At 54.9% G+C, this 18,877-nt stretch carries 19 protein-coding genes; 10 read left to right on the top strand and 9 right to left on the bottom strand.

The genetic code is table 11. The features are described from left to right. Positions 1–62: 62 nt before the first annotated feature. Both AC2FIP_RS14040 and AC2FIP_RS14035 read right to left on the bottom strand, forming a co-directional pair. Entirely contained in the window at positions 63–959 is an 897-nt protein-coding gene (locus tag AC2FIP_RS14040; RefSeq protein ID WP_496786888.1) for an alpha/beta fold hydrolase, read from the bottom strand. Positions 960–982: 23 nt separating this feature from the next. Next, complete coding sequence (locus AC2FIP_RS14035) at positions 983–2,233, bottom strand: MFS transporter (RefSeq protein ID WP_496786886.1); 1,251 nt, start codon at positions 2,231–2,233, stop codon at positions 983–985. 70 nt (positions 2,234–2,303) lie between these two features. On the opposite strand from AC2FIP_RS14035, the gene AC2FIP_RS14030 reads away from it, so the two are divergent. Beyond that, entirely contained in the window at positions 2,304–2,720 is a 417-nt protein-coding gene (locus tag AC2FIP_RS14030) for a helix-turn-helix domain-containing protein (RefSeq protein WP_496786884.1), read from the top strand. A 95-nt stretch (positions 2,721–2,815) separates the two neighbouring features. On the opposite strand, the gene AC2FIP_RS14025 is transcribed toward AC2FIP_RS14030, so the two are convergent. Further along, complete coding sequence (locus tag AC2FIP_RS14025) at positions 2,816–3,838, bottom strand: alpha/beta hydrolase family protein (RefSeq protein WP_496702439.1); 1,023 nt, start codon at positions 3,836–3,838, stop codon at positions 2,816–2,818. A gap of 137 nt (positions 3,839–3,975) precedes the next feature. On the opposite strand from AC2FIP_RS14025, the gene AC2FIP_RS14020 reads away from it, so the two are divergent. Together AC2FIP_RS14020 and AC2FIP_RS14015 are read left to right on the top strand one after the other, a co-directional pair. After that, positions 3,976–4,998 (top strand): helix-turn-helix domain-containing protein, encoded by a 1,023-nt coding sequence (locus tag AC2FIP_RS14020; protein WP_496692830.1) that lies wholly within the window; start codon positions 3,976–3,978, stop codon positions 4,996–4,998. A 237-nt stretch (positions 4,999–5,235) separates the two neighbouring features. Next, the gene (locus tag AC2FIP_RS14015) at positions 5,236–5,892 is read left to right on the top strand and encodes a helix-turn-helix domain-containing protein (protein ID WP_496692831.1); all 657 of its coding nucleotides are present in this window, start codon (positions 5,236–5,238) and stop codon (positions 5,890–5,892) included. Here the strand turns inward: AC2FIP_RS14015 and AC2FIP_RS14010 are convergent. Genes AC2FIP_RS14010 through AC2FIP_RS13990 form a run of 5 tightly spaced genes read right to left on the bottom strand, consistent with a single transcriptional unit; the run spans position 5,870 to position 10,232 of the window. Continuing rightward, positions 5,870–6,388 (bottom strand): GNAT family N-acetyltransferase, encoded by a 519-nt coding sequence (locus tag AC2FIP_RS14010; protein WP_496786882.1) that lies wholly within the window; start codon positions 6,386–6,388, stop codon positions 5,870–5,872. The two genes, AC2FIP_RS14015 and AC2FIP_RS14010, sit on opposite strands and share 23 nt — an antisense overlap. Positions 6,389–6,395: 7 nt before the next feature. Beyond that, positions 6,396–7,463 (bottom strand): heme-dependent oxidative N-demethylase family protein, encoded by a 1,068-nt coding sequence (locus AC2FIP_RS14005; RefSeq protein ID WP_142638490.1) that lies wholly within the window; start codon positions 7,461–7,463, stop codon positions 6,396–6,398. A gap of 13 nt (positions 7,464–7,476) precedes the next feature. Then, on the bottom strand, positions 7,477–8,439 hold the full coding sequence (locus tag AC2FIP_RS14000) for a PDR/VanB family oxidoreductase (protein WP_281973362.1): 963 nt from the start codon (positions 8,437–8,439) through the stop codon (positions 7,477–7,479). Further along, on the bottom strand, positions 8,436–9,032 hold the full coding sequence (locus tag AC2FIP_RS13995; protein WP_142638486.1) for a dimethylamine monooxygenase subunit DmmA family protein: 597 nt from the start codon (positions 9,030–9,032) through the stop codon (positions 8,436–8,438). Before AC2FIP_RS13995 ends, AC2FIP_RS14000 begins: the two co-directional genes overlap by 4 nt. Before the next feature lie 54 nt (positions 9,033–9,086). Further along, a complete protein-coding gene (locus AC2FIP_RS13990; RefSeq protein WP_496703398.1) occupies positions 9,087–10,232 on the bottom strand; it encodes an aminomethyl transferase family protein in 1,146 nt (381 codons plus the stop codon). 339 nt (positions 10,233–10,571) lie between these two features. Here AC2FIP_RS13990 and AC2FIP_RS13985 point away from each other — a divergent pair, with 339 nt between their 5' ends. From AC2FIP_RS13985 to glnT, 6 genes are all read left to right on the top strand, one after another. After that, positions 10,572–11,945, top strand: coding sequence for an ammonium transporter (locus AC2FIP_RS13985; RefSeq protein WP_271951763.1), 1,374 nt, complete (start codon positions 10,572–10,574; stop codon positions 11,943–11,945). An 11-nt stretch (positions 11,946–11,956) separates the two neighbouring features. Then, positions 11,957–12,172, top strand: coding sequence for a hypothetical protein (locus tag AC2FIP_RS13980; protein ID WP_142638480.1), 216 nt, complete (start codon positions 11,957–11,959; stop codon positions 12,170–12,172). A 148-nt stretch (positions 12,173–12,320) separates the two neighbouring features. Next, positions 12,321–13,250 carry a class II glutamine amidotransferase gene (locus AC2FIP_RS13975; protein ID WP_271951761.1) on the top strand — a complete coding sequence of 310 codons (930 nt, stop codon included), beginning with the start codon at positions 12,321–12,323 and terminating at the stop codon, positions 13,248–13,250. Between the two features lies 1 nt (position 13,251). Then, positions 13,252–13,935, top strand: coding sequence for a protein GlxC (locus AC2FIP_RS13970; RefSeq protein ID WP_496678512.1), 684 nt, complete (start codon positions 13,252–13,254; stop codon positions 13,933–13,935). A 20-nt stretch (positions 13,936–13,955) separates the two neighbouring features. Next, complete coding sequence (locus AC2FIP_RS13965) at positions 13,956–15,284, top strand: FMN-binding glutamate synthase family protein (protein ID WP_496678521.1); 1,329 nt, start codon at positions 13,956–13,958, stop codon at positions 15,282–15,284. Positions 15,285–15,364: 80 nt separating this feature from the next. After that, complete coding sequence (glnT, locus tag AC2FIP_RS13960; RefSeq protein ID WP_496678514.1) at positions 15,365–16,693, top strand: type III glutamate--ammonia ligase; 1,329 nt, start codon at positions 15,365–15,367, stop codon at positions 16,691–16,693. Between the two features lie 431 nt (positions 16,694–17,124). On the opposite strand, the gene AC2FIP_RS13955 is transcribed toward glnT, so the two are convergent. Continuing rightward, positions 17,125–17,559 (bottom strand): group II truncated hemoglobin, encoded by a 435-nt coding sequence (locus AC2FIP_RS13955; RefSeq protein WP_496786880.1) that lies wholly within the window; start codon positions 17,557–17,559, stop codon positions 17,125–17,127. Positions 17,560–17,668: 109 nt separating this feature from the next. Between AC2FIP_RS13955 and AC2FIP_RS13950 the strand changes: the two genes are divergently transcribed. Further along, positions 17,669–18,544: an EamA family transporter gene (locus AC2FIP_RS13950; protein WP_496786878.1), complete on the top strand. Its 876-nt coding sequence runs from the start codon at positions 17,669–17,671 to the stop codon at positions 18,542–18,544. Positions 18,545–18,877 lie beyond the last annotated feature (333 nt).

Below are 18,877 nucleotides of genomic sequence, written 5' to 3'. Positions count from 1 at the left end.
AAATTCCGCGCACTCGGAATTGCCGCGATTGTCCGATTTGAGAACGCGCTTCTGTTCGATACTCAACCGCTCAAATCATCTACGGCTTGGCGCACAGCAGCGATCATCTGCGGCGCCAACCCGTTGTGACCCAGTCTCTCAATCTCCTCAAATTCAAGCTTTCCAGCTTGGGCAAAGGCACGGGCAGGTTCAATCGGGCATATTAGGTCATCCTCTCCATGGATCAAACGATGTGGGAGTACGGCGATTGTATTTGGATCTCCGGGGCCGGTAGCAGGTAGGAAGAAATTATTAAGCCAGTACCAAAGGTACACGCGGGTGCGATTTATGTCGCTTTGGGTGACGGCTGCCGGAAGTCGCACAGTGCCGGGTTGCGGTCCATGAAACGCATCTTCAAGGGCCACCACACGGCGGGCTGCCTCACGTGCTTGCGCGTCATTGTCTTCCATACGGGCAAACCATGCTATGGCAGGATGGAGCTGTTCAGTCTCATCGAGAGGATCGAGAAACAGGCCGCGCGCAAGCTGCCCGGCTTCGAAACGCTTTGCCCTATCGCGCAACATCCACTGATCCATTGAAGGACGGCAGATATGCGTGCTGCGCACGATCAATGCGCGTACCCGATCAGGATGAGCGGATGCGTAGGCCAATGCCAGTGCGCCACCCCATGAACCACCCAGCACAATCCAATCTTCATATCCCAGGGCCATCCGGATGGCCTCGGCATCGCGTAGGGTGTGCTGAGTCGTGTTTGCTGTGACCCGACCAGCTCTGCCCGACAACCCTGTTCCGCGTTGGTCAAAAAGAACTACCCGATGGCGGTCGGCGTCGAAATAGGCTGTGTGCTGCGGGTTGAGACCCGACCCTGGCCCCCCATGGAAAATGAGCGCGGGCGTATCGCCATGCCCCCAAATCTGTACGTTCAAGCCGTCTATTGGGACAGGTTTAAAAGTGTTCATCGGTAGGACTGCGACCTCCTTTATCATTGTCTCGCAACTGTCTTACTGGTGATGCTCTTCAACGAAGTTCGACGCGAAAGCCAATACGCCACGATGGCCAATACCCCGCAGATTACAAAGGTGAGCTGCATCCCGTTGGCAATCGCTTCAGCAGTTGCTGCCTCGACGGTGCGGGCGCCGATCCCAAAGGAAAAGACCGTCCCCATGACAGAGGCGCCGAAAATAAGGCCCAAATTGCGCGACAAGCCAAGCAGCCCTGAAACTGTCCCCCGCTGATCTGCCCGAACCCCTACCATTATCATGGTGTTGTTGGCCGCCTGAAACAACTGGTATCCCGGTGTCAGGATGCTGATTGCGCCAATGTAACCAATGACACCAAATGCGACTGGCAGGACCGCAAGTGCAAAGGTCCCGGTGGTCAGAGCAATGAGCCCAAGCGACAGAACACGCGCCGCCCCCCATGCATCCACAAGCCGACCCGATGGGACGCCGAGGAAGATCGATATGATTGGTCCGACCGACATGACAAGCCCCACTTTCGCCGCGCTCAGCCCAAGAGACTGCCCCAGAAAGAAGGGGCCTATCAGCAAAGTGGTCAACATCACATTTGCCACCAGAAAATTTGCCGCAAGGCCGGGGATTGCGCCGCTCTTTCGCAGTGCAGTTAGTCCGACCAGAGGTGTTATCCCAGAGGAAACACTTGCGGGCAAAAGCCGAACGGCCAAAATGGCCGTAGTCAGGCTCATCGGCACCAGGACAAAGAACACTCCTTGCCACCCGAGTTTTCCAATCAGCACCCCACCCAACGAAGGTCCCAGTGCAGTTCCGACCGCCGACATCGTGCCCAACAGGCCCATGGCTTGCCCGACACGCTCTGTTTCAAAAATATCGCGAACGAGTGCGACGGTCAGCACCATGAGGAATGCAGCACCAATTCCCTGAAGAGACCGCGCGGCACTCAACACCTTGAGATTGGGCGCCAAGCCGCAAAACGCAGAGGCCAGCGCGAAAAGTATAAGCCCGAAGATCAGCATCTGCTGTCGTCCAAAGCGGTCCCCAAGTCGTCCAGCCAGCACAGAGAACAGCGTCAGTGTCGCGAGATATGCGATCACCACCCATTGCACTTGATGTACCGGCGCCTTCAGGTCCTGGGCGATTGCAGGCAAGGCGATATTGGCAATGCTGGTGCCCAATGAGGCCAGCAGCATGGACAGGGAGAAACACAACAAAGCGCCGGGTCTCGTTGTCTTCAATGCATTTGATTTGATGTGCACCACTATTTTCCTCTTGTCGGAATCGCTACAGAAGGCGACGTTACGAATTCAAGTCGACTTGAGGTCAAGCATGAAACTTTTGGATATAGGCGAGGTGTCGAAAAAGACCGGCACCCCAACTTCAACGCTGCGTTACTATGATGAGCTTGGCCTGATCTCGTCTGTTGCGCGGCACGGGCTTCGTCGGCAGTTCACGCCGGATGTCGTATTGCAACTAGCCCTGATCACGATGGGCAAATCTGCGGGGTTTTCACTTGAGGAAATCTCGGGGATGTTCGGCCTTGATGGAACTCCGAATATCCCCCGGCAAGAGTTTCACATTCGTGCGGATGCGCTGGATCGGCAAATCCGCGAGCTGACGGCGCTGCGCGATACCCTGCGACATGTGGCGGATTGCCCGGCGCCATCGCATTTGGAATGCCCAACATTCAGACGGCTCATCGACCTCGCCCATCACCGGGGCACGAAGAAAGCCAGTGGCAGGTAGCGGCAAGCCAACTACGAATTTTTGGTATACCGCTGAGGGGTATGGTCGGCCCGAACCATTGGATGCAATGCCGATATGTAAGTGTCCGAAATACACTAATTCAGATCGAAGTGAGCGGCCAAACTGTCAATTATCATGTCAAGAACTTGGGCGCGGTCCGTTCCCCCAGGATCAGTGCAAACAGGATCGTCCTGCTCTTCGATCAAAATCGCTTCACCGGCGGGCTTACATAATCCAAGCGCGGTGAAATGCATTGCGGGCGCGATCGTCATCACCGCAGCCTGAGGAACCAGCGCCTCAAAATTGCTTCCCAGGGCGCTCGTGTCTGTTGCATTCAGCCTGTCGGCCCCGTCACCCAATCCAATCAGAAAAAGCGAGGCTGTCACGTCCCGCACATCCTTATGCGCAAGATCCCAAGTTAGTCCCGGATCAATGGCTGCGACGGCACTGACCCGTGGATCCTTGTAAGATGCCTCATATTTTTCCTGGTCGATTGCGGTTACATCGACGCCCTCTGCCGTCAACTTTGCGCAAAATTGTGACCCTGCCCCTGCGGCCTCGCAATAATCGAAAAATCCGTCACGATTGCCCTGGACGCCCGCAAGCGAAAGGGCTGTCCAGCCACCATAAGAGAAGCCCGTGGCGTAGATCCGTGAAGTGTCGATGAGGGGGGCGAAAACCGGGTCTTGCAGAGCGTGATCCAACGCGGTGGACATGTCCTGGGCGCGGGTCCAATGATTAAATGCGGTATCGAAATCCAAATCTAAGGTCGTGCTGCCTGGATGGTTTACTGCCACTACGATTGCACCGTGCGAGACTAACCCCGCACTAAGCCACGCCATTCGTGCATAATTGCCGCCCCATCCGTGTGAGAGAAGAACAACCGGATGTTGCCCTGGCACCGGCTTGGCGTTTTCGACTACTGCTGTTCCATAGAACACTGCATTTTCTGCAAACATAGTCTGGCGCTGACCTGCCGCAGGGAACATGACAGCCATTTGCATGTCCTGATCATGATGAGGTGCGGCAATCGTCAATTCGACGAGGCCGACATCTTGTGCAGCAATTTCCGTGCCCGCCGAAAGGGTCATGACGAGGGTAAGAAGAGGAAGTTTCATGGCGCGCCTTTTTTGTAGGGTGGCATTAGTGTCGGCCTACATTCAGACGCTGTCGGGATTTCATACGACCTGAATCCGGTTTAAGGTCGCGCAGATCAGGATTTAGGTCCTATGACAGACGAAAACGGACCCCCCTGATGCCAGTTCTACCGATCCCAATGATTACTGCCCTGCTGCTTTCGGGCTTTCTTTTACATCGCTTTCTAACCCGCAAAACCCATCCCACGCTTTTGGTCCTCATCGGATGCTGCGCAGCACAAAGTGCGGTTATCGCGCTTGTGCAATATTATGGCTTTACGGGTCTCAGGGTCGTTCAGCCCATTCTTGCGACTGTAATTGCCGCATCCGCGTGGCTGTCCTTTCGTCAGGCCTCGGTGGGTTATCTGCGCAGACAGGACTTGTATTTGCATGCGGTAGGTCCGGCCCTTGCGATAAGTTTTCTGGCAACCCGACCCGAAGCGCTGGACGTGTTGATCCCCTTTATCTTTGCGGCATACGGTATCGCCATCGCGTTTATGCTCTTGCGCGGCGAAGATAGTTTGCCCCATAGCCGCTTAGAAAACGGGCGCATGATTGTTTGGGTTTGGCGTGTTCTGGCAATCGCTTTGATCGCCTCAGCAGGCAGCGACATATTCATTGCAGCCCGCCTTGCATCAGGAGACACCGAGGTCTTGCTCTGGCTGCCAAGCCTGTTTTCCGCAATCACATTGCTCATATTAGGGGCGCTCAGCCTATCGCATGCAATCGAAAGCCAGAGCATTGGTTCTGACACGCGCGATGCGTATTCCAAGCAAGATAAAACCCGTGACACCGCTATTGTCGAAAAGCTCGACGCTTATATGGAAACACATAAGCCATATCTCGATCCCGATCTCACACTGGCCCGGTTGGCCCGAAAGTTGCAGGTTCCAGAAAAGCAGCTTTCAAGCGCAATCAACAAAGGCAAAAGCGAGAATGTGTCTCGCTACATCAATAGGCATCGGATATCTCACGCTTGCGCCGTAATGAAGACTGGAAAATCGGTGACCGAGGCGATGCTGGCCAGCGGGTTTAACACCAAGTCGAACTTCAACCGCGAGTTCTTAAGGGTGATCGGCGTCAATCCGCGTCGCTGGTTGAGGTCTCTTGTGGAAGTGCCCGATGAAAGGGTCAAAACCTAAGACGTTCTGGTGTACCAAGCATCCTTGCCACAGCCGCCGAACCTTGATTTAGGACATCGGCGTCAGAGCCGTGAAAGCCGTCAAACAGTGAGAATCCGATCTCTATTCTGTTTTCTGCCAGCATGATTATATTACTATCAGGAAAAACTGATGCTATGGTAATCCGAATTGAATTGGGTATTGCGCCGCGCCTGCTTGCAGAACCGGTTTGGACACGTGTAGCAAGACGTTGAAAGAATGAAATTGAAAAAACGCGACAAAGAAATGGCAACAAACCTGACGCAGGACCCACATTCCGTTCGTTCGGGTGACAGAGAGAAAGTTCTTGAAGTTGCCATCGGCCGCGAGGTTCGTGCCTTTCGCAAACAGCAGAACATAACGGTCGCAGAGCTGGCCCAGTTGACCGGCCTCTCGATTGGCATGCTGTCCAAGATCGAAAACGGAAATACGTCACCGTCCTTGACGACTCTGCAATCGCTGGCGGATGCGCTTTCGGTTCCTTTGACAAGCTTTTTCCGACAGTTTGAAGAACGCCGCGAGGCGGTTCATACAAAAGCAGGAGAAGGCGTCGAACTGGAGCGTGAAGGAACACGTGCGAACCATCAGTATAACCTGTTGGGACATATTGGTGCCAACGGATCCGGCGTGATCGTCGAACCGTATCTGATTACCCTGACCGCTGAATCAGATGTGTTCCCAACTTTCCAACATGGCGGGATCGAGACGATTTACATGCTGGACGGTGAGGTGGATTACCGCCACGGGGACCAGATTTACCCGCTAAAACCCGGCGATACCCTGTTCTTTGATGCAGATGCTCCGCATGGGCCCGAACGGCTTGTCAGCCTGCCGGCGCGGTATATATCAGTTATCAGCTATCCGCAGACAAACTGATCGGTTTGCGCAATAAGAAATCTGTGGGTCTGTCATAGCCTTCGCGACTGCCCGTGCTTACGATCGTGAACCCCAGCCTCGAAAATACGCGATGGTTTTCAGTAAGTTCCACGCGTGTTTCCAGTTCCAGCGCAGGTAAGCCAAGCTCTGCTGCACGGCGTTCAGCATGATGCACTAACCTGCGGCCGATACCCTGACCCCGCAATCCATCCTTCACCGCAAGCTTTCCAAGGTACAAACTGTCTGGCTTGGGCGTCAGAAACATACACGCGAAAAGTGGTCGCCCAACGGCCCAGATTTCGCCGCCACCCTGACAATGCACCTGCATTCCTTCCACGTTCAGACTATGGATAGAAGACGGAGGGTCGATCCGGGCATCCATGTACTGAAATGACGCGCGAAGCAGCGCAAGCACGTCATACAATGCAAAATCGTCACTCGAGATGAGCCAAGGCGCTTCGCCCGGATCAATCATATGAGTTGAGAAATTTCGCAAGTCTCGCTTACTTAGACAAAGGCGGTTCCGTTTCCAAATCCGGCCATATCCCCGGAGACGTGGGCAACCCGTCGTCAAACTGGCTGAGATAGTCCAACATCATGGGGCGGTTATCGATGAACCCTTTATAGGTTGCCAGCTCGACCGGCAGGTCCCGGATGACCCGATGCAGACGGCGGCCCCATTTGGGAACGGTCATCAGGTCCTGAAAACTACACAGGTAGCAGCGGATCGGGAATACCAGGGCGTTGGATCGCGGTAGACGGAAAAAGGTTTGCAACTCGACCCGCAGATACTGTTTGTGCGCTATGTTTTCAGGTGTCAGCGTCGTCTTCTGGATACCCCATTTGTGATAGTTCTCCGGGCTGGTATCCAGCAGCGGATTCACTGTCATAGTCCAATTCAGACGCCGTGCTGGGGCACCCTGTTGAATGTTCAGCAGGAATTTCAGGGCGCGTTGGAAAATGCCCATTTCATGGGCTTTGGGAACCGGCGCGTGCCATTCGAAAAAGTTCATTCCGATGTCAAAATCCAGGCTCCAATCCGCTTGGGTCGTCACCATTCCCGCGTCCATCCACAGCATCTCGTCACGCTGATCCAGCACGGCGAAATCACCCTGTGCCTGACGGGTGATGTATTCCATCGGCCCGTACGGAAGCGTGGTTTCGTCCATGAAGGTAAAGCTGTGATCAATGCCCATCGGTTTGTTGACCCAGCGCCACTGGTTGCCATTGCGATGCAGTTCGAACAGATCGGGATAGTCTTCGGACTTGCTAACCATGATTAGTTCCAGCAAGTCCCAGCCAGCCAATGTCATATGCGGCAACGACTGACAGCGCAGCGGGTCCTGATCCAGAACCATTGCGCGGTCTTTCATCTCGGACACATAGTGTTCGTCGACGTCGAACCGCATCTCGTAGACCGATCCTTTGGGCCCGCCGCGATGCTGTTCCATGTTGACTGAATACATATAGCTGTCTTCGTGAAACGGAAACGGAAAGCGTTTGATCGCCCAGTCCGAGTTGTGAAACGTATAGTCGTCGCGGAAGGATTCGTCGTTGAATTGAATGGTCATGTTGGGCCTCCTCTCAACGGTCCAGCACGAGGGACTTGCCCTCGAAACGCGATACACAGGGCATGATTTTCTTGCCCGCAGCCTTTTCTTCGCCCGTCAGCCAGTGATCGCGGTGAACGAAATTACCTTCATGGTCGAGCACAACGGTTTCGCACTGACCGCAGGCCCCACCGCGGCACAGATATGGTGCGTCCACGCCTTCACGTTCGATGGCCTCCAGCAGGCTTTCGTTTTCACCCACATGAATGACCTTATCCGATGCCGCCAAGCGCACCTCGAACGGTTTGCCGGGCTGAGGCGCCAGGAACTCTTCGTAGTGCACGCAATCTTCGGGCCAGCCTTCGGCGGCAGCCGTGTTTCGGACCCAGTCGATCATGCCCTTTGGACCACACACATACACATGCGTTCCCAGGGGTTGCCCGCTGAGCAGATTTTTCAGATCAATCGCCTGGCTCTGATCGTCATAGTACAGATGGGTTTCGTTCGGATGTCTGTCTGTCAGTTGCTCAGCATAAGATGCCAAGGCAGTGTTTCGGCACGCGTAATGCAACTCCCAATGCCCGTGCAGCAATTCCAACTGTTTGATCTGCGCCAGAAACGGGGTGATCCCGATGCCACCGGCCAGAAACAGATGCTTGCGAGCGCGCAAATCCAGTGAAAACAAGTTGACCGGATAGCTGATGGTCATCTCGTCGCCCAGCTTGACCTGGCGGTGCATGAACAGCGACCCCCCCCTGCCCTCATCATCGCGTCGAACCGAAATTGTATAAGATGACTGATCAAACGGATCCGACATCAACGAATAGGGGTTAAGCCGTGTAATGGCACCATCCTGCATTTCGACCACAGTATGTGCCCCGCCCGAAAAGGTTGGTAATGGCGCGCCGTCGATACGTTCGAACCGGAACCGCGTCACCAATTCGTTCAGCGGAGTGATCTCGGTCACTTTGACCTGAATTTTCTCAGCACCGCTCATTCGTAAATCCCCTTCGACTCGGGCACATTACCATGATCCTCGGCGTCGATACGGACGCCCTGATAGGCGGCAAGACGGCGGGAGTAGTGATCGCGCACAAACAGGTTTAAGCCGCAATGTGAACAGACAAACGGGTCAATCTCGACGTCTTCGGTGATGCCCTTGCAATGCACGCATTGCATCCGACGGGCGACCGATCCGCGATGTTCGGTCTGGATCGCCGTGTGTGGCAGACCCACAGCCATCACTTCATTCATGGCCTGCCCCATCATGCCTTCGGTGCCGGTCAGGTAGACCTGCAATCCCATATGCGCGTCCTCCAGAACCCGACGAATGCGCGGCAGAGACGCCTCGAAAGACGGGCCTTCATAGAACTGAGCAGGGTTCAATGCCCTTAGCTTTTCCGCGAAATCCGTGCCTTTCGGGATATAGATCAGATGGGTTTTGGCCATCAGGTCAGGTGTTGCGATGTCGAGAATGGCTTCGGCCCCTTCAGCCTCGGCTATCATGAGATGATGTTCGCCCTGGCGAACCTCTAGCGTGCCCCAGACCGGGCGGCTTGCGATTGACTTGGGAAATTCGAACTTTGACATTGTGCCCTCAATAGGAAAAGGGCGCCACGGTGTGTCCGTCGCGCCCCCTGAAACTCAGCCCTTTGCGGTTCTGATCGATTTGTCCTGATCGTAGAACGGCATCTCTTCCGCAGTTGCCGTTATTTCTGTCCCATCGCCGTTGCGCACCGTCAGCTTGGTACCGGGTGATGCACATGCGACCGGCATCCGCGCGATACCCACATTGTGACCATTGATATCAGAATACATGCCGAAGGTGACAACGCCGACTTTCTCGCCGTTTTGCAGCAGATCCGCGCCTTCATCCGCCGGCGTCGTGCCGTTCAGTTTGACGCCATAGATCTTAAACCGCTCTTTGCCTTGCGATGCATAGTGGTTCTCGGCGCCGATAAAGCCGGTTTTTCCAGGTGAGACAGTGAAATCCAGGCCCAGTTCCCACAGTGTATCACCACAGGTATCGCCATCGAACGGATAGGTTTCGGAATTGTCGCCGGGGTAAAACAGCAGGTAGCTTTCGGTGCGCAACAGGTCGAGCGTCGAAAACTGGACCGGGACGATGCCCATATCCTTGCCATCAACCAGAATGCTGTCCCACAAGTGAACGGCGTGCTTGGCCTGACAGAAGATCTCATACCCGCGCTCACCGGTATAGCCGGTCCGCGAAATCATCACCGGGCAGCCATATAGCTTGGTCTGCATGATGCCGAAATAGGCCAGATCGCGAATTCCGGGGATGTGCTTAGCCAGGAAGTCTACAGCCACCGGACCCTGCAGCGACATGTCATGCATGTCATCATCAAAGATGACCGAACAATTCTTACCCGCCGCCACGGATGTCAGCTGCTCCATTCCGGTGCCTGTGCCATGCACCACCAGCCACGTGTTCACCGACAGGCGATAGATGATGCAATCATCAACAAACTTGCCTTCGGCATTCAGGATCGAGGCATAGGTCGACCGCCCCGGCATGATCTTTTCGACGTTCCGCGTGGTGACACGATCAATGACATAGGCGGCATCCTCACCAACCACGTGAACCTTTTTCAAACCGGAAACATCCATAAGACCAGCTTTGGTCCGAATTGCTTCGTAGTCAGCTTTGGCGCGTTCAGGGCTTTGGTCATAGAACCAAGCAGTCCCCATCCCGTTCCAGTCTTCAAGCTCGCCGCCGATCTCGGCGTGGCGCTGCGCAAGGGCCGACGTCCTCCAAAGAATGGCCATGGTTCGGTTCTCCCGTTGATCGTTTTTGTTGCCCATATTGAGGCCGATGTTGGGTTGAAAATCAACACTTGTGTGCAGAATTTTTTCCTGTTGGGAATATTTGCCTGCAATTTTTGCACCCTAAAAGCATCCGGGAGTATTGATATTTCTTTTCTTTATCTGTGGCTTAGTGCGTTTTTGGACGTGAGAGGACATACCTCAAGCACAGACCTTAAAGATGTTTGCCCCACATATCTATTGACAGGTCGCCAATGAGATTGTCCCCTTAGTATACAATTATTCCCAGCAGGAAATGCTTCGCAGAAAGACCTCCTGCTGCAACAACAGGGAGACTACGAAGTGGATGGCAATCTAAATGCACTTACGACGGTCTTTACCGAGTTTTATTACTGGGTAACGGTCGTCTTCATGTTCCTCATCCATGTGGGCTTTTGCATGTACGAAGTCGGCGCCAGCCGGGCCCGTAACCATATGCACACATTGATGAAAAACATCATGATCATCCCGCTGGTGACGGTCACGTTCTTCTTCTTTGGATGGTGGATCTACTGGGCGTTCCCGAACTTTCCGTTCTGGGGCGGTCTCGACACCGAAGCAGGTGCCGCAAATCTACCGTGGGCGAACACAATGGCAACCAATTTGGACGACAGAATCACAGGGGTCTTCTGGGCCGCGTTCCTTCTGTTCTCGTGGACAGCTGCCTCGATTGTTTCTGGTTCAGTGATCGAACGGATCAGGTCATCGGCTTTGTGGGTCCATGCAGTCATGATCGGGTCCGTCTGGTGGATCATCGACGCTGCTTGGGGCTGGCACTATGGTGGCTGGATGGTGCGCATCTTGGGGTATCACGATGCTTATGCATCAGGCGTTATCCATGCAATCGCAGGTGGTTACGCACTTGGTGTGATCATGGTGCTGGGTCCGCGACTTGGCAAGTTTGCCAAGGATGGAACGCCGCGGGATATTCCTCCGCATAATCCATGGTTGCTGACCATCGGTATTTTCCTGATCTATACCGGGTTCTGGGGTTTCTATGCGGCATGCAACGTGCCTGTAATCTCGCCCGAGGTTATCGACGGTCAGATCGTTGGCGCCACCTGGACTGCAACCAACATCTATCTGGCCCCGACCACGCTGTCGGCGATTACCTTTAACTTCCTGATGTCGCTGTCGGGTGGGTTGATGGCAGCCTATGTCGTCTCGAAGGGAGATGCCTTCTGGACCTTCTCTGGCGGTCTGGCCGGTATCATCACCGCGTCTGCTGGAAATGATTTGTATCACCCGATCCAAGCGATGATCATTGCCGCAATCGGCGTCGTGATCGTCTATAATCTGCACTACTGGGTAGAGCGTCGGTTCAAGCTGGATGATGCTGTCGGTGCTGTTGCCGTGCATGGCTATGCAGGTGTCGTCGGGCTGGTCATCGCGGGCTTTGTCCTATGGGGCGTGCCTTCGTCACCATATGAAGGTTATGCAACCATCAACCCGATCGGTCAGATCACGGGTGCGGTCATCATGTTCTTTGTCCTTGGGTTCCTGCCAGGCTGGGCTCTGGCGAAAATGCAATCCGCTGCCGGCGTACTGCGCATCCCGGAAGAAGTTGAACTTCAGGGTCTCGATTACGCTGAACACCATGCCTATGAGGACGCCAAAGCTGCCATTATCGAAGCCGATAAAGAAGAACTGGCCGCCCGTGGCGTAGCAGCGAAATGAGGGAGTAAGATATGTCTACGAATGGTTATACAAACTGGGCCGTGGATCTGGCCGAAGTCGGGCCGGTCTATCCCTTCCAAGGTTACGAAGTTCTAATGGTCATCATTGGTGTCGTCTTCTGGGTTGGCTGGCATCGCATCCAATTCGTCCGCGAAGCTGAGCACCTGGAAAAGGCGCGCCACACCGGTGACGAAGAAAAGGTGAAAGCACAGTTGGAACGATATTGATCCAGCCTTGAATGCTTGCAATGGGCGCGAAAAACACAGGTCGCGCCCATTGCCTCTTAGGAAAAAAACTTTCCTATGATTATTGATGTCCCACTGATTTGTTGGTACCGTCGAATCATAATGAAACACATAAGGAGATCTGCCAGCCATGTGCGGAATTGTTGGATTATTCCTCAAAGACCAGTCTCTTGCGCCCCAACTGGGCAATATGCTGACAGACATGCTGATCACGATGACAGATCGTGGCCCCGATAGTGCCGGTATTGCAATCTACGGCTCTGAGTCCGATGGCAAAACCAAGATTACAGTTCAGTCCCCCAACCCCGAAACGGACTTTGTCGACTTGGCTGATGAGCTAGGCAAAAGTCTTGGCGTGACGGTTGGTCAGGCAGACAATGATACACATGCCGTCTTGGAAATTCCCGCCCGTCAGTTCGAAGCCGCGCGCGCCGCGCTGGCTGAAATCCGGCCGACGGTTCGAATCATGAGTCGTGGCGAAAGCCTCGAAATCTACAAGGAAGTTGGCCTGCCCAAGGATGTCGCAGACCGCTTCAGCCTCAGCGGCATGAGCGGCACTCATGGCATTGGACACACACGCATGGCGACGGAATCCGCCGTGACAACAATGGGCGCACATCCGTTCAACACGGGGTCCGATCAATGTCTGGTTCACAACGGATCGCTGTCCAACCACAACTCGTTGCGCCGCAAGTTGCGCCGCGAAGGCGTTACCATCCAGACAGAGAACGACACCGAAGTTGGTGCCGCATACCTGACCTGGAAAATGATGAATGGCGCCACTTTAGGGGAAGCTCTGGAAACCAGCATCGATGATCTAGACGGCTTTTTCACTTTTGTTGTTGGCACCAAAGACGGGTTTGGCGTCGTACGTGACCCAATCGCTTGCAAGCCTGCAGTGATGGCAGAAACGGATCAATATGTTGCCTTTGGCAGCGAATACCGCGCCTTGGTGAACCTGCCAGGAATCGAAGACGCCCGAGTTTGGGAACCTGAACCGGCCACCGTATATTTCTGGTCGCACAACGACAGTCCAACAACCCACGAAAAGGCCGCCTGAAATGCAGACCTATGATTTAGAGGCAGACGGACTGCGTGGATTGAACTCGTCCCTGCAGGCGCAAAACGCCGAGACCAACCAAACCAGTTGGGAAATTGTAAATCCAAAAGGCAGCCATGCGATTGCTGTCGGACTGGACGCGCCGATCGAAGTGACGGTCAAGGGGTCTACCGGATACTATTGTGCCGGCATGAACCAACAGGCGACCATCAAGGTTCACGGCTCAGTTGGTCCGGGTGTGGCTGAGAATATGATGTCCGGCCAGGTCATCGTCGATGGCGACGCCAGCCAGTATGCCGGGGCCACAGGCCATGGTGGGTTGCTGGTCATCAAGGGCAACGCAAGCTCGCGCTGCGGTATTTCGATGAAAGGTATCGACATCGTGGTGCATGGCAATATCGGCCACATGTCCGCCTTCATGGCACAGGCAGGAAATCTGGTCGTCTGCGGAGATGCGGGCGATGCGCTGGGGGATTCACTCTACGAGGCACGGCTGTTCGTGCGTGGTTCGGTCAAAAGCCTCGGTGCTGATTGCATCGAGAAAGAAATGCGCCCTGAGCATCTGGATATTCTGAGGGATCTGCTGGACCGCGCTGGCAGCGACGCCAAGCCGGAAGAGTTCAAACGCTATGGCTCGGCTCGTCAGCTTTACAATTTCGACATCGACAATTCCGCAGCTTACTGAGGAAGAAGGGTATGAAAGATATGGACGATCAGATCCCCCGCACCCTGCCGATTCAGTCGGCGACATTTACCAATCCGATCAATGCTGAGATCCGTCGCGCAGCTGCGACAGGTATCTATGACATTCGTGGCGGTGGCGCCAAACGGAAAGTTCCTCATTTCGACGATCTACTCTTTCTGGGTGCGTCGGTGTCGCGCTATCCGTTGGAAGGCTATCGGGAACGCTGTGATACCTCAGTTACGCTGGGCACACGCTTTGCCAAAAAGCCGATCGAGCTGGATATCCCGATCACCATTGCGGGTATGAGCTTTGGCGCATTGTCCGGTCCGGCGAAAGAAGCTCTGGGCCGCGGCGCATCCGCAGCGGGCACGTCAACCACCACCGGTGATGGTGGCATGACGCCCGAGGAACGTGGCCACTCAACCAAGCTGGTGTATCAATACCTGCCCTCACGCTATGGCATGAATCCCAACGATCTGCGTAAGGCTGATGCGATTGAGATTGTGGTTGGCCAAGGCGCCAAACCCGGCGGGGGCGGTATGTTGTTGGGTCAAAAGATCAGTGACCGTGTGGCCGAGATGCGGACCCTGCCCAAAGGCATTGACCAACGGTCCGCTTGCCGCCATCCAGACTGGACAGGGCCGGACGACCTTGAGATCAAGATCCTCGAACTTCGGGAAATCACTGATTGGCAAGTGCCTATCTATGTGAAAGTTGGCGCCACGCGCCCCTACTACGACACTGCATTGGCAGTGAAAGCCGGGGCGGACGTTGTCGTCATGGATGGCATGCAGGGCGGCACCGCTGCGACGCAGGACGTATTCATTGAGCATGTCGGGTTGCCAACACTGTCATGCATCCGCCCTGCCGTTCAGGCATTGCAGGATCTGGGCGTACATCGTGAGGTTCAGTTGGTCATCTCGGGCGGCATTCGCACCGGGGCCGATGTGGCCAAGGCATTGGCACTGGGTGCAGATGCAGTTGCCATTGGCACGGCTGCTCTGGTGGCCCTTGGGGACAACGATCCCAAATGGGAATCCGAATACCAGAAGCTGGGCACAACCACTGGCGCTTATGACGATTGGCACGAAGGTCAGGACCCGGCAGGGATCACCACGCAAGACCCCGACCTGGCTTCGCGTCTTGACCCGGTTGCTGCGGGTCGCAGGCTGCGCAACTATTTGAAGGTGATGGCGCTTGAGGCCCAAACCATCGCGCGTGCATGTGGCCACAATCACCTGCACAATCTGGAACCTGAAGACCTGTGTGCCCTGACAATGGAGGCGGCCGCCATGGCGCGAGTCCCCTTGGCGGGCACCAGTTGGTACCCGGGCAAGGAAGGGTTCTGAACCGATGCTGCGCGGCTCCCTGATGGGGGCCGCGTTTTTGCTTTGAAAAACTAGAATTCAACAGGGAAAGGAAAGCAATCGTGACGACAGATCTCGCAGCTTTCGCAAAAGAAAAAGGCGTCAAATACTTCATGATCTCGTTCACCGACCTGTTCGGTGGACAACGGGCCAAGCTTGTGCCGGCGCAGGCGATTGCCGACATGCAGCAAGATGGTGCGGGCTTTGCCGGGTTTGCCACCTGGCTGGATATGACACCGGCTCATCCTGACATGCTGGCAGTTCCAGACCCTTCATCGGTCATTCAGCTGCCCTGGAAGCCCGAAGTGGCTTGGGTTGCTGGCAACTGCGTTATGGAAGGCAGCGATGTCGCGCAAGCCCCTCGTAACGTATTGCGCCGCCTGATCGACGAAGCTGCAAACGAAGGCATGCATGTCAAAACCGGTATCGAAGCCGAGTTCTTCCTGATGACGCCGGACGGAGAGCAAATTAGCGATCCTTTCGATACAGCTGAAAAGCCTTGCTATGACCAACAGGCCGTGATGCGCCGGTATGATGTCGTGCGCGAAATCTGTGACTACATGCTGGAACTGGGCTGGGGACCTTATCAGAACGACCACGAGGACGCCAACGGCCAGTTCGAGATGAATTGGGAGTTTGACGACGTTCTGCGCACTGCTGATAAACACTCTTTCTTCAAGTTCATGACCAAATCGGTTGCTGAAAAACACGGGCTGCGTGCGACGTTCATGCCGAAACCGGTGGAAGGCCTGACCGGTAATGGCTGTCATGCGCATATCTCGGTCTGGGATGCGCCAGGCGATGCGGCCAAGACCAACGTGTTTGCAGGCGAGGGCGACGGCCCGACCGGTGAGGTTGGTCTGGGAGAGCGTGGCAAGCACTTCCTCGGTGGCATCATGAAGCACGCGTCAGCACTGGCCGCGATCACCAACCCCACGGTGAACAGCTACAAACGCATCAACGCGCCGCGGACGATGTCGGGTGCAACATGGGCTCCCAACACCGTGACATGGACGGGCAACAACCGGACTCACATGGTGCGTGTGCCCGGCCCCGGGCGGTTTGAATTGCGTCTGCCGGACGGAGCAACCAACCCCTACCTGCTTCAGGCCGTCATCATTGCGGCTGGACTGTCAGGTATCCGATCCAAAGCAGACCCTGGCAAGCGCTGGGATATCGATATGTATGCCGAAGGCCATAAAGTGCGCGGAGCACCAAAGCTTCCGTTGAACATGCTTGATGCACTGCGCGAATACGACAAAGACAAAGACCTGAAGGGCATGATGGGCGCCGAATTCTCGTCTGCTTTCCTGAAGATGAAGCATCAGGAGTGGAATTCCTTCGTGTCGCATTTCTCGCGCTGGGAAAAGGAAAACACGCTGGATATCTGATCCGGTAAAACTGGAAGACATCGAGGTTGCGGCCTGTGCCGCGGCCTTGTTGTTCGTTAACCAACAACGATCACGTCGGGATGTTTTTTCAGTCAACACGCGCCGGGCGAAGATCGAGGCGCGTCTTTTGCACACATATCGTCAAACGGGGATTCCGTTGAAATTGTGCGCCTTTAAGACGGGAACCCAATCCCCGCATTGCACAGCTGCTTTGGGCGGCCCCTTGGTTGTCTGGGAAATCGGAACCATCCCTGGCTTGCGGCCGAAAAGCAGTCAATCAGGGCATGGCTAAGGGTGCTGTGCAAAAGATGACACCTAAACGACGATATCGCGATCGAGCAAATCTTTGTGACGTTCAATACTTAAGACCGGCTTCATCTAATCTGAACGGTTGGTTGTTTGACGACTGATTTCGAGACCCTGCAAATAGCCTAATCTGGGACTTCTTGTCCTTTTTTCCTATCCACCTCGATGCGCCAGTCGGGAACGTCGTTAACAAGCATCAATGCCGCACGTCGCAGGGAGGTTCGCATTTTATCCACCGTCGGGCCGCGTAGTTCACAATCTTCCAAAGCGGCGTCAAAGGTTTCCAGCCAAAGCTCTGCATCGGCCTCGCGAATAGGCACATGGGCATGTATTTCCCGTAAATCCATGTGGCCAAATCGTTCCCGGTAATAAGCTCGCCCGCCCAAAAAACCGCTGAGGAACTCGAACTGCGCTTGTCTTGTATGGTTCAATCCGTGACCCCGAAAATGCAGCCGGTGCAAGGAATACACAGCCGGATCGGCCTCCATTCGATCATAAAATTGTTCGACAAGCGCGCGCAGGCTCTCTTCGCCTCCAAGTTGATCCAAAGCCGAGGACATAGTGGATTCTCCGGGTCTCCATTGCCTAATTTATTGCATAACAGGAATATTAGTTTATCAACAGTGACATCTTGGCGCTGTTGATATCTGGGACCGAACACATGCCAATATGGTCGACACTACAACAATCTTCCCTTACATGAGCGCCCTTGCACTCGGGTTGCTAGCTGCGTTGTGCTGGGGCATTCATGATCTCTCGGTCCGCTATATCAGCCAGTCCGTCAGCGTGGTCGCCTCGCTTATGTTTGTTTTGCTCTTTGGTGCCATCCTGCAGATCGGGATGGTTGCAGCCTGGGGCGACATCAACTCCATATCGGGCAACGCGATGGCTTATGCGATTGCAGCAGGTTTTTTTTACCTCTTGGCCGGGCTCAGCATGTACGAGGCTTTTCATCGAGGGCCCGTGCGATTGGTTGCGCCGCTAGTTGCCAGCTATCCGGTCTTGTCCGTCACCGTCGCAATTTGGCGCGGCTCGATGGTCAGTGCGTGGCACTGGTTGGCCGTAATTGCAATCGGCCTCGGAGTATCCATCGTCGCAGCCCGCTCAGACAAAACCGAGACAACCTACCCTGCCCGTGGCCCAACCATTGTCTTGTCTTTGCTCGCCGCAACCGGGTTCGCCGCAGCATTTGCCCTGGGGCAATACGCGGCAGAGATCAGCAACGAATACACCGTGTCTCTAATCGGTCGACTCACGGCAATTCTGGTTCTGGCAGCGATAGCTTTTGCGTCTCGCAAGTCGATTTGGCCCAGCACAAAAGCACTGCCCCTTTTGTGCTTAATGGGTTTACTGGATGCCGTCGCAATTCTCAGTGTGGTCGCGGCTGGTAGGTTGCCCAATGCCCAATATGCATCCGTCGCGGCTTCGGTTTTTGGATTACTGACCGTTGTCCTTGCCTGGGCAATCTTGAAAGAGCGTATGTCACCAAGCCAGTGGCTTGGTTGTGTCGTCGCGTTTGCCGGAATCGGCTATCTCGCGCTCTGAGAACGGCCTTGCGAATTGACGTGCCTGATGGGCTGCAGCCGGGCTGTTTCGCAGGCACTCAATCTCGCCTGAGCGTGGCGGTCCGGATTTACACCACGCTCGTAGTAGGGGGGATCGGAGGGAATTGGGAGGCGACACGCCAATGGATACGATCACCATGCACAAGTTACGACCTAAAATGTCGCCAATACCTACCAAAATCAGAACGGAAAAAAGAACAGCCGCAGTTTGAACAGCGGCGGCCTCGTTTTAAGCCGTCAGGCCTTCTGGTTCTGGGAGTTTGTTTGCGCGGCATGCGGCGGTCAGGGTGTTGGCCAGCAGGCATGCGATTGT

The sequence above is a fragment of the Ruegeria sp. CDSB114 genome, assembly GCF_059611025.1.
Note: the sequence above shows the minus strand (reverse complement) of the source record. Positions and strands in the feature narration are given on the sequence as shown.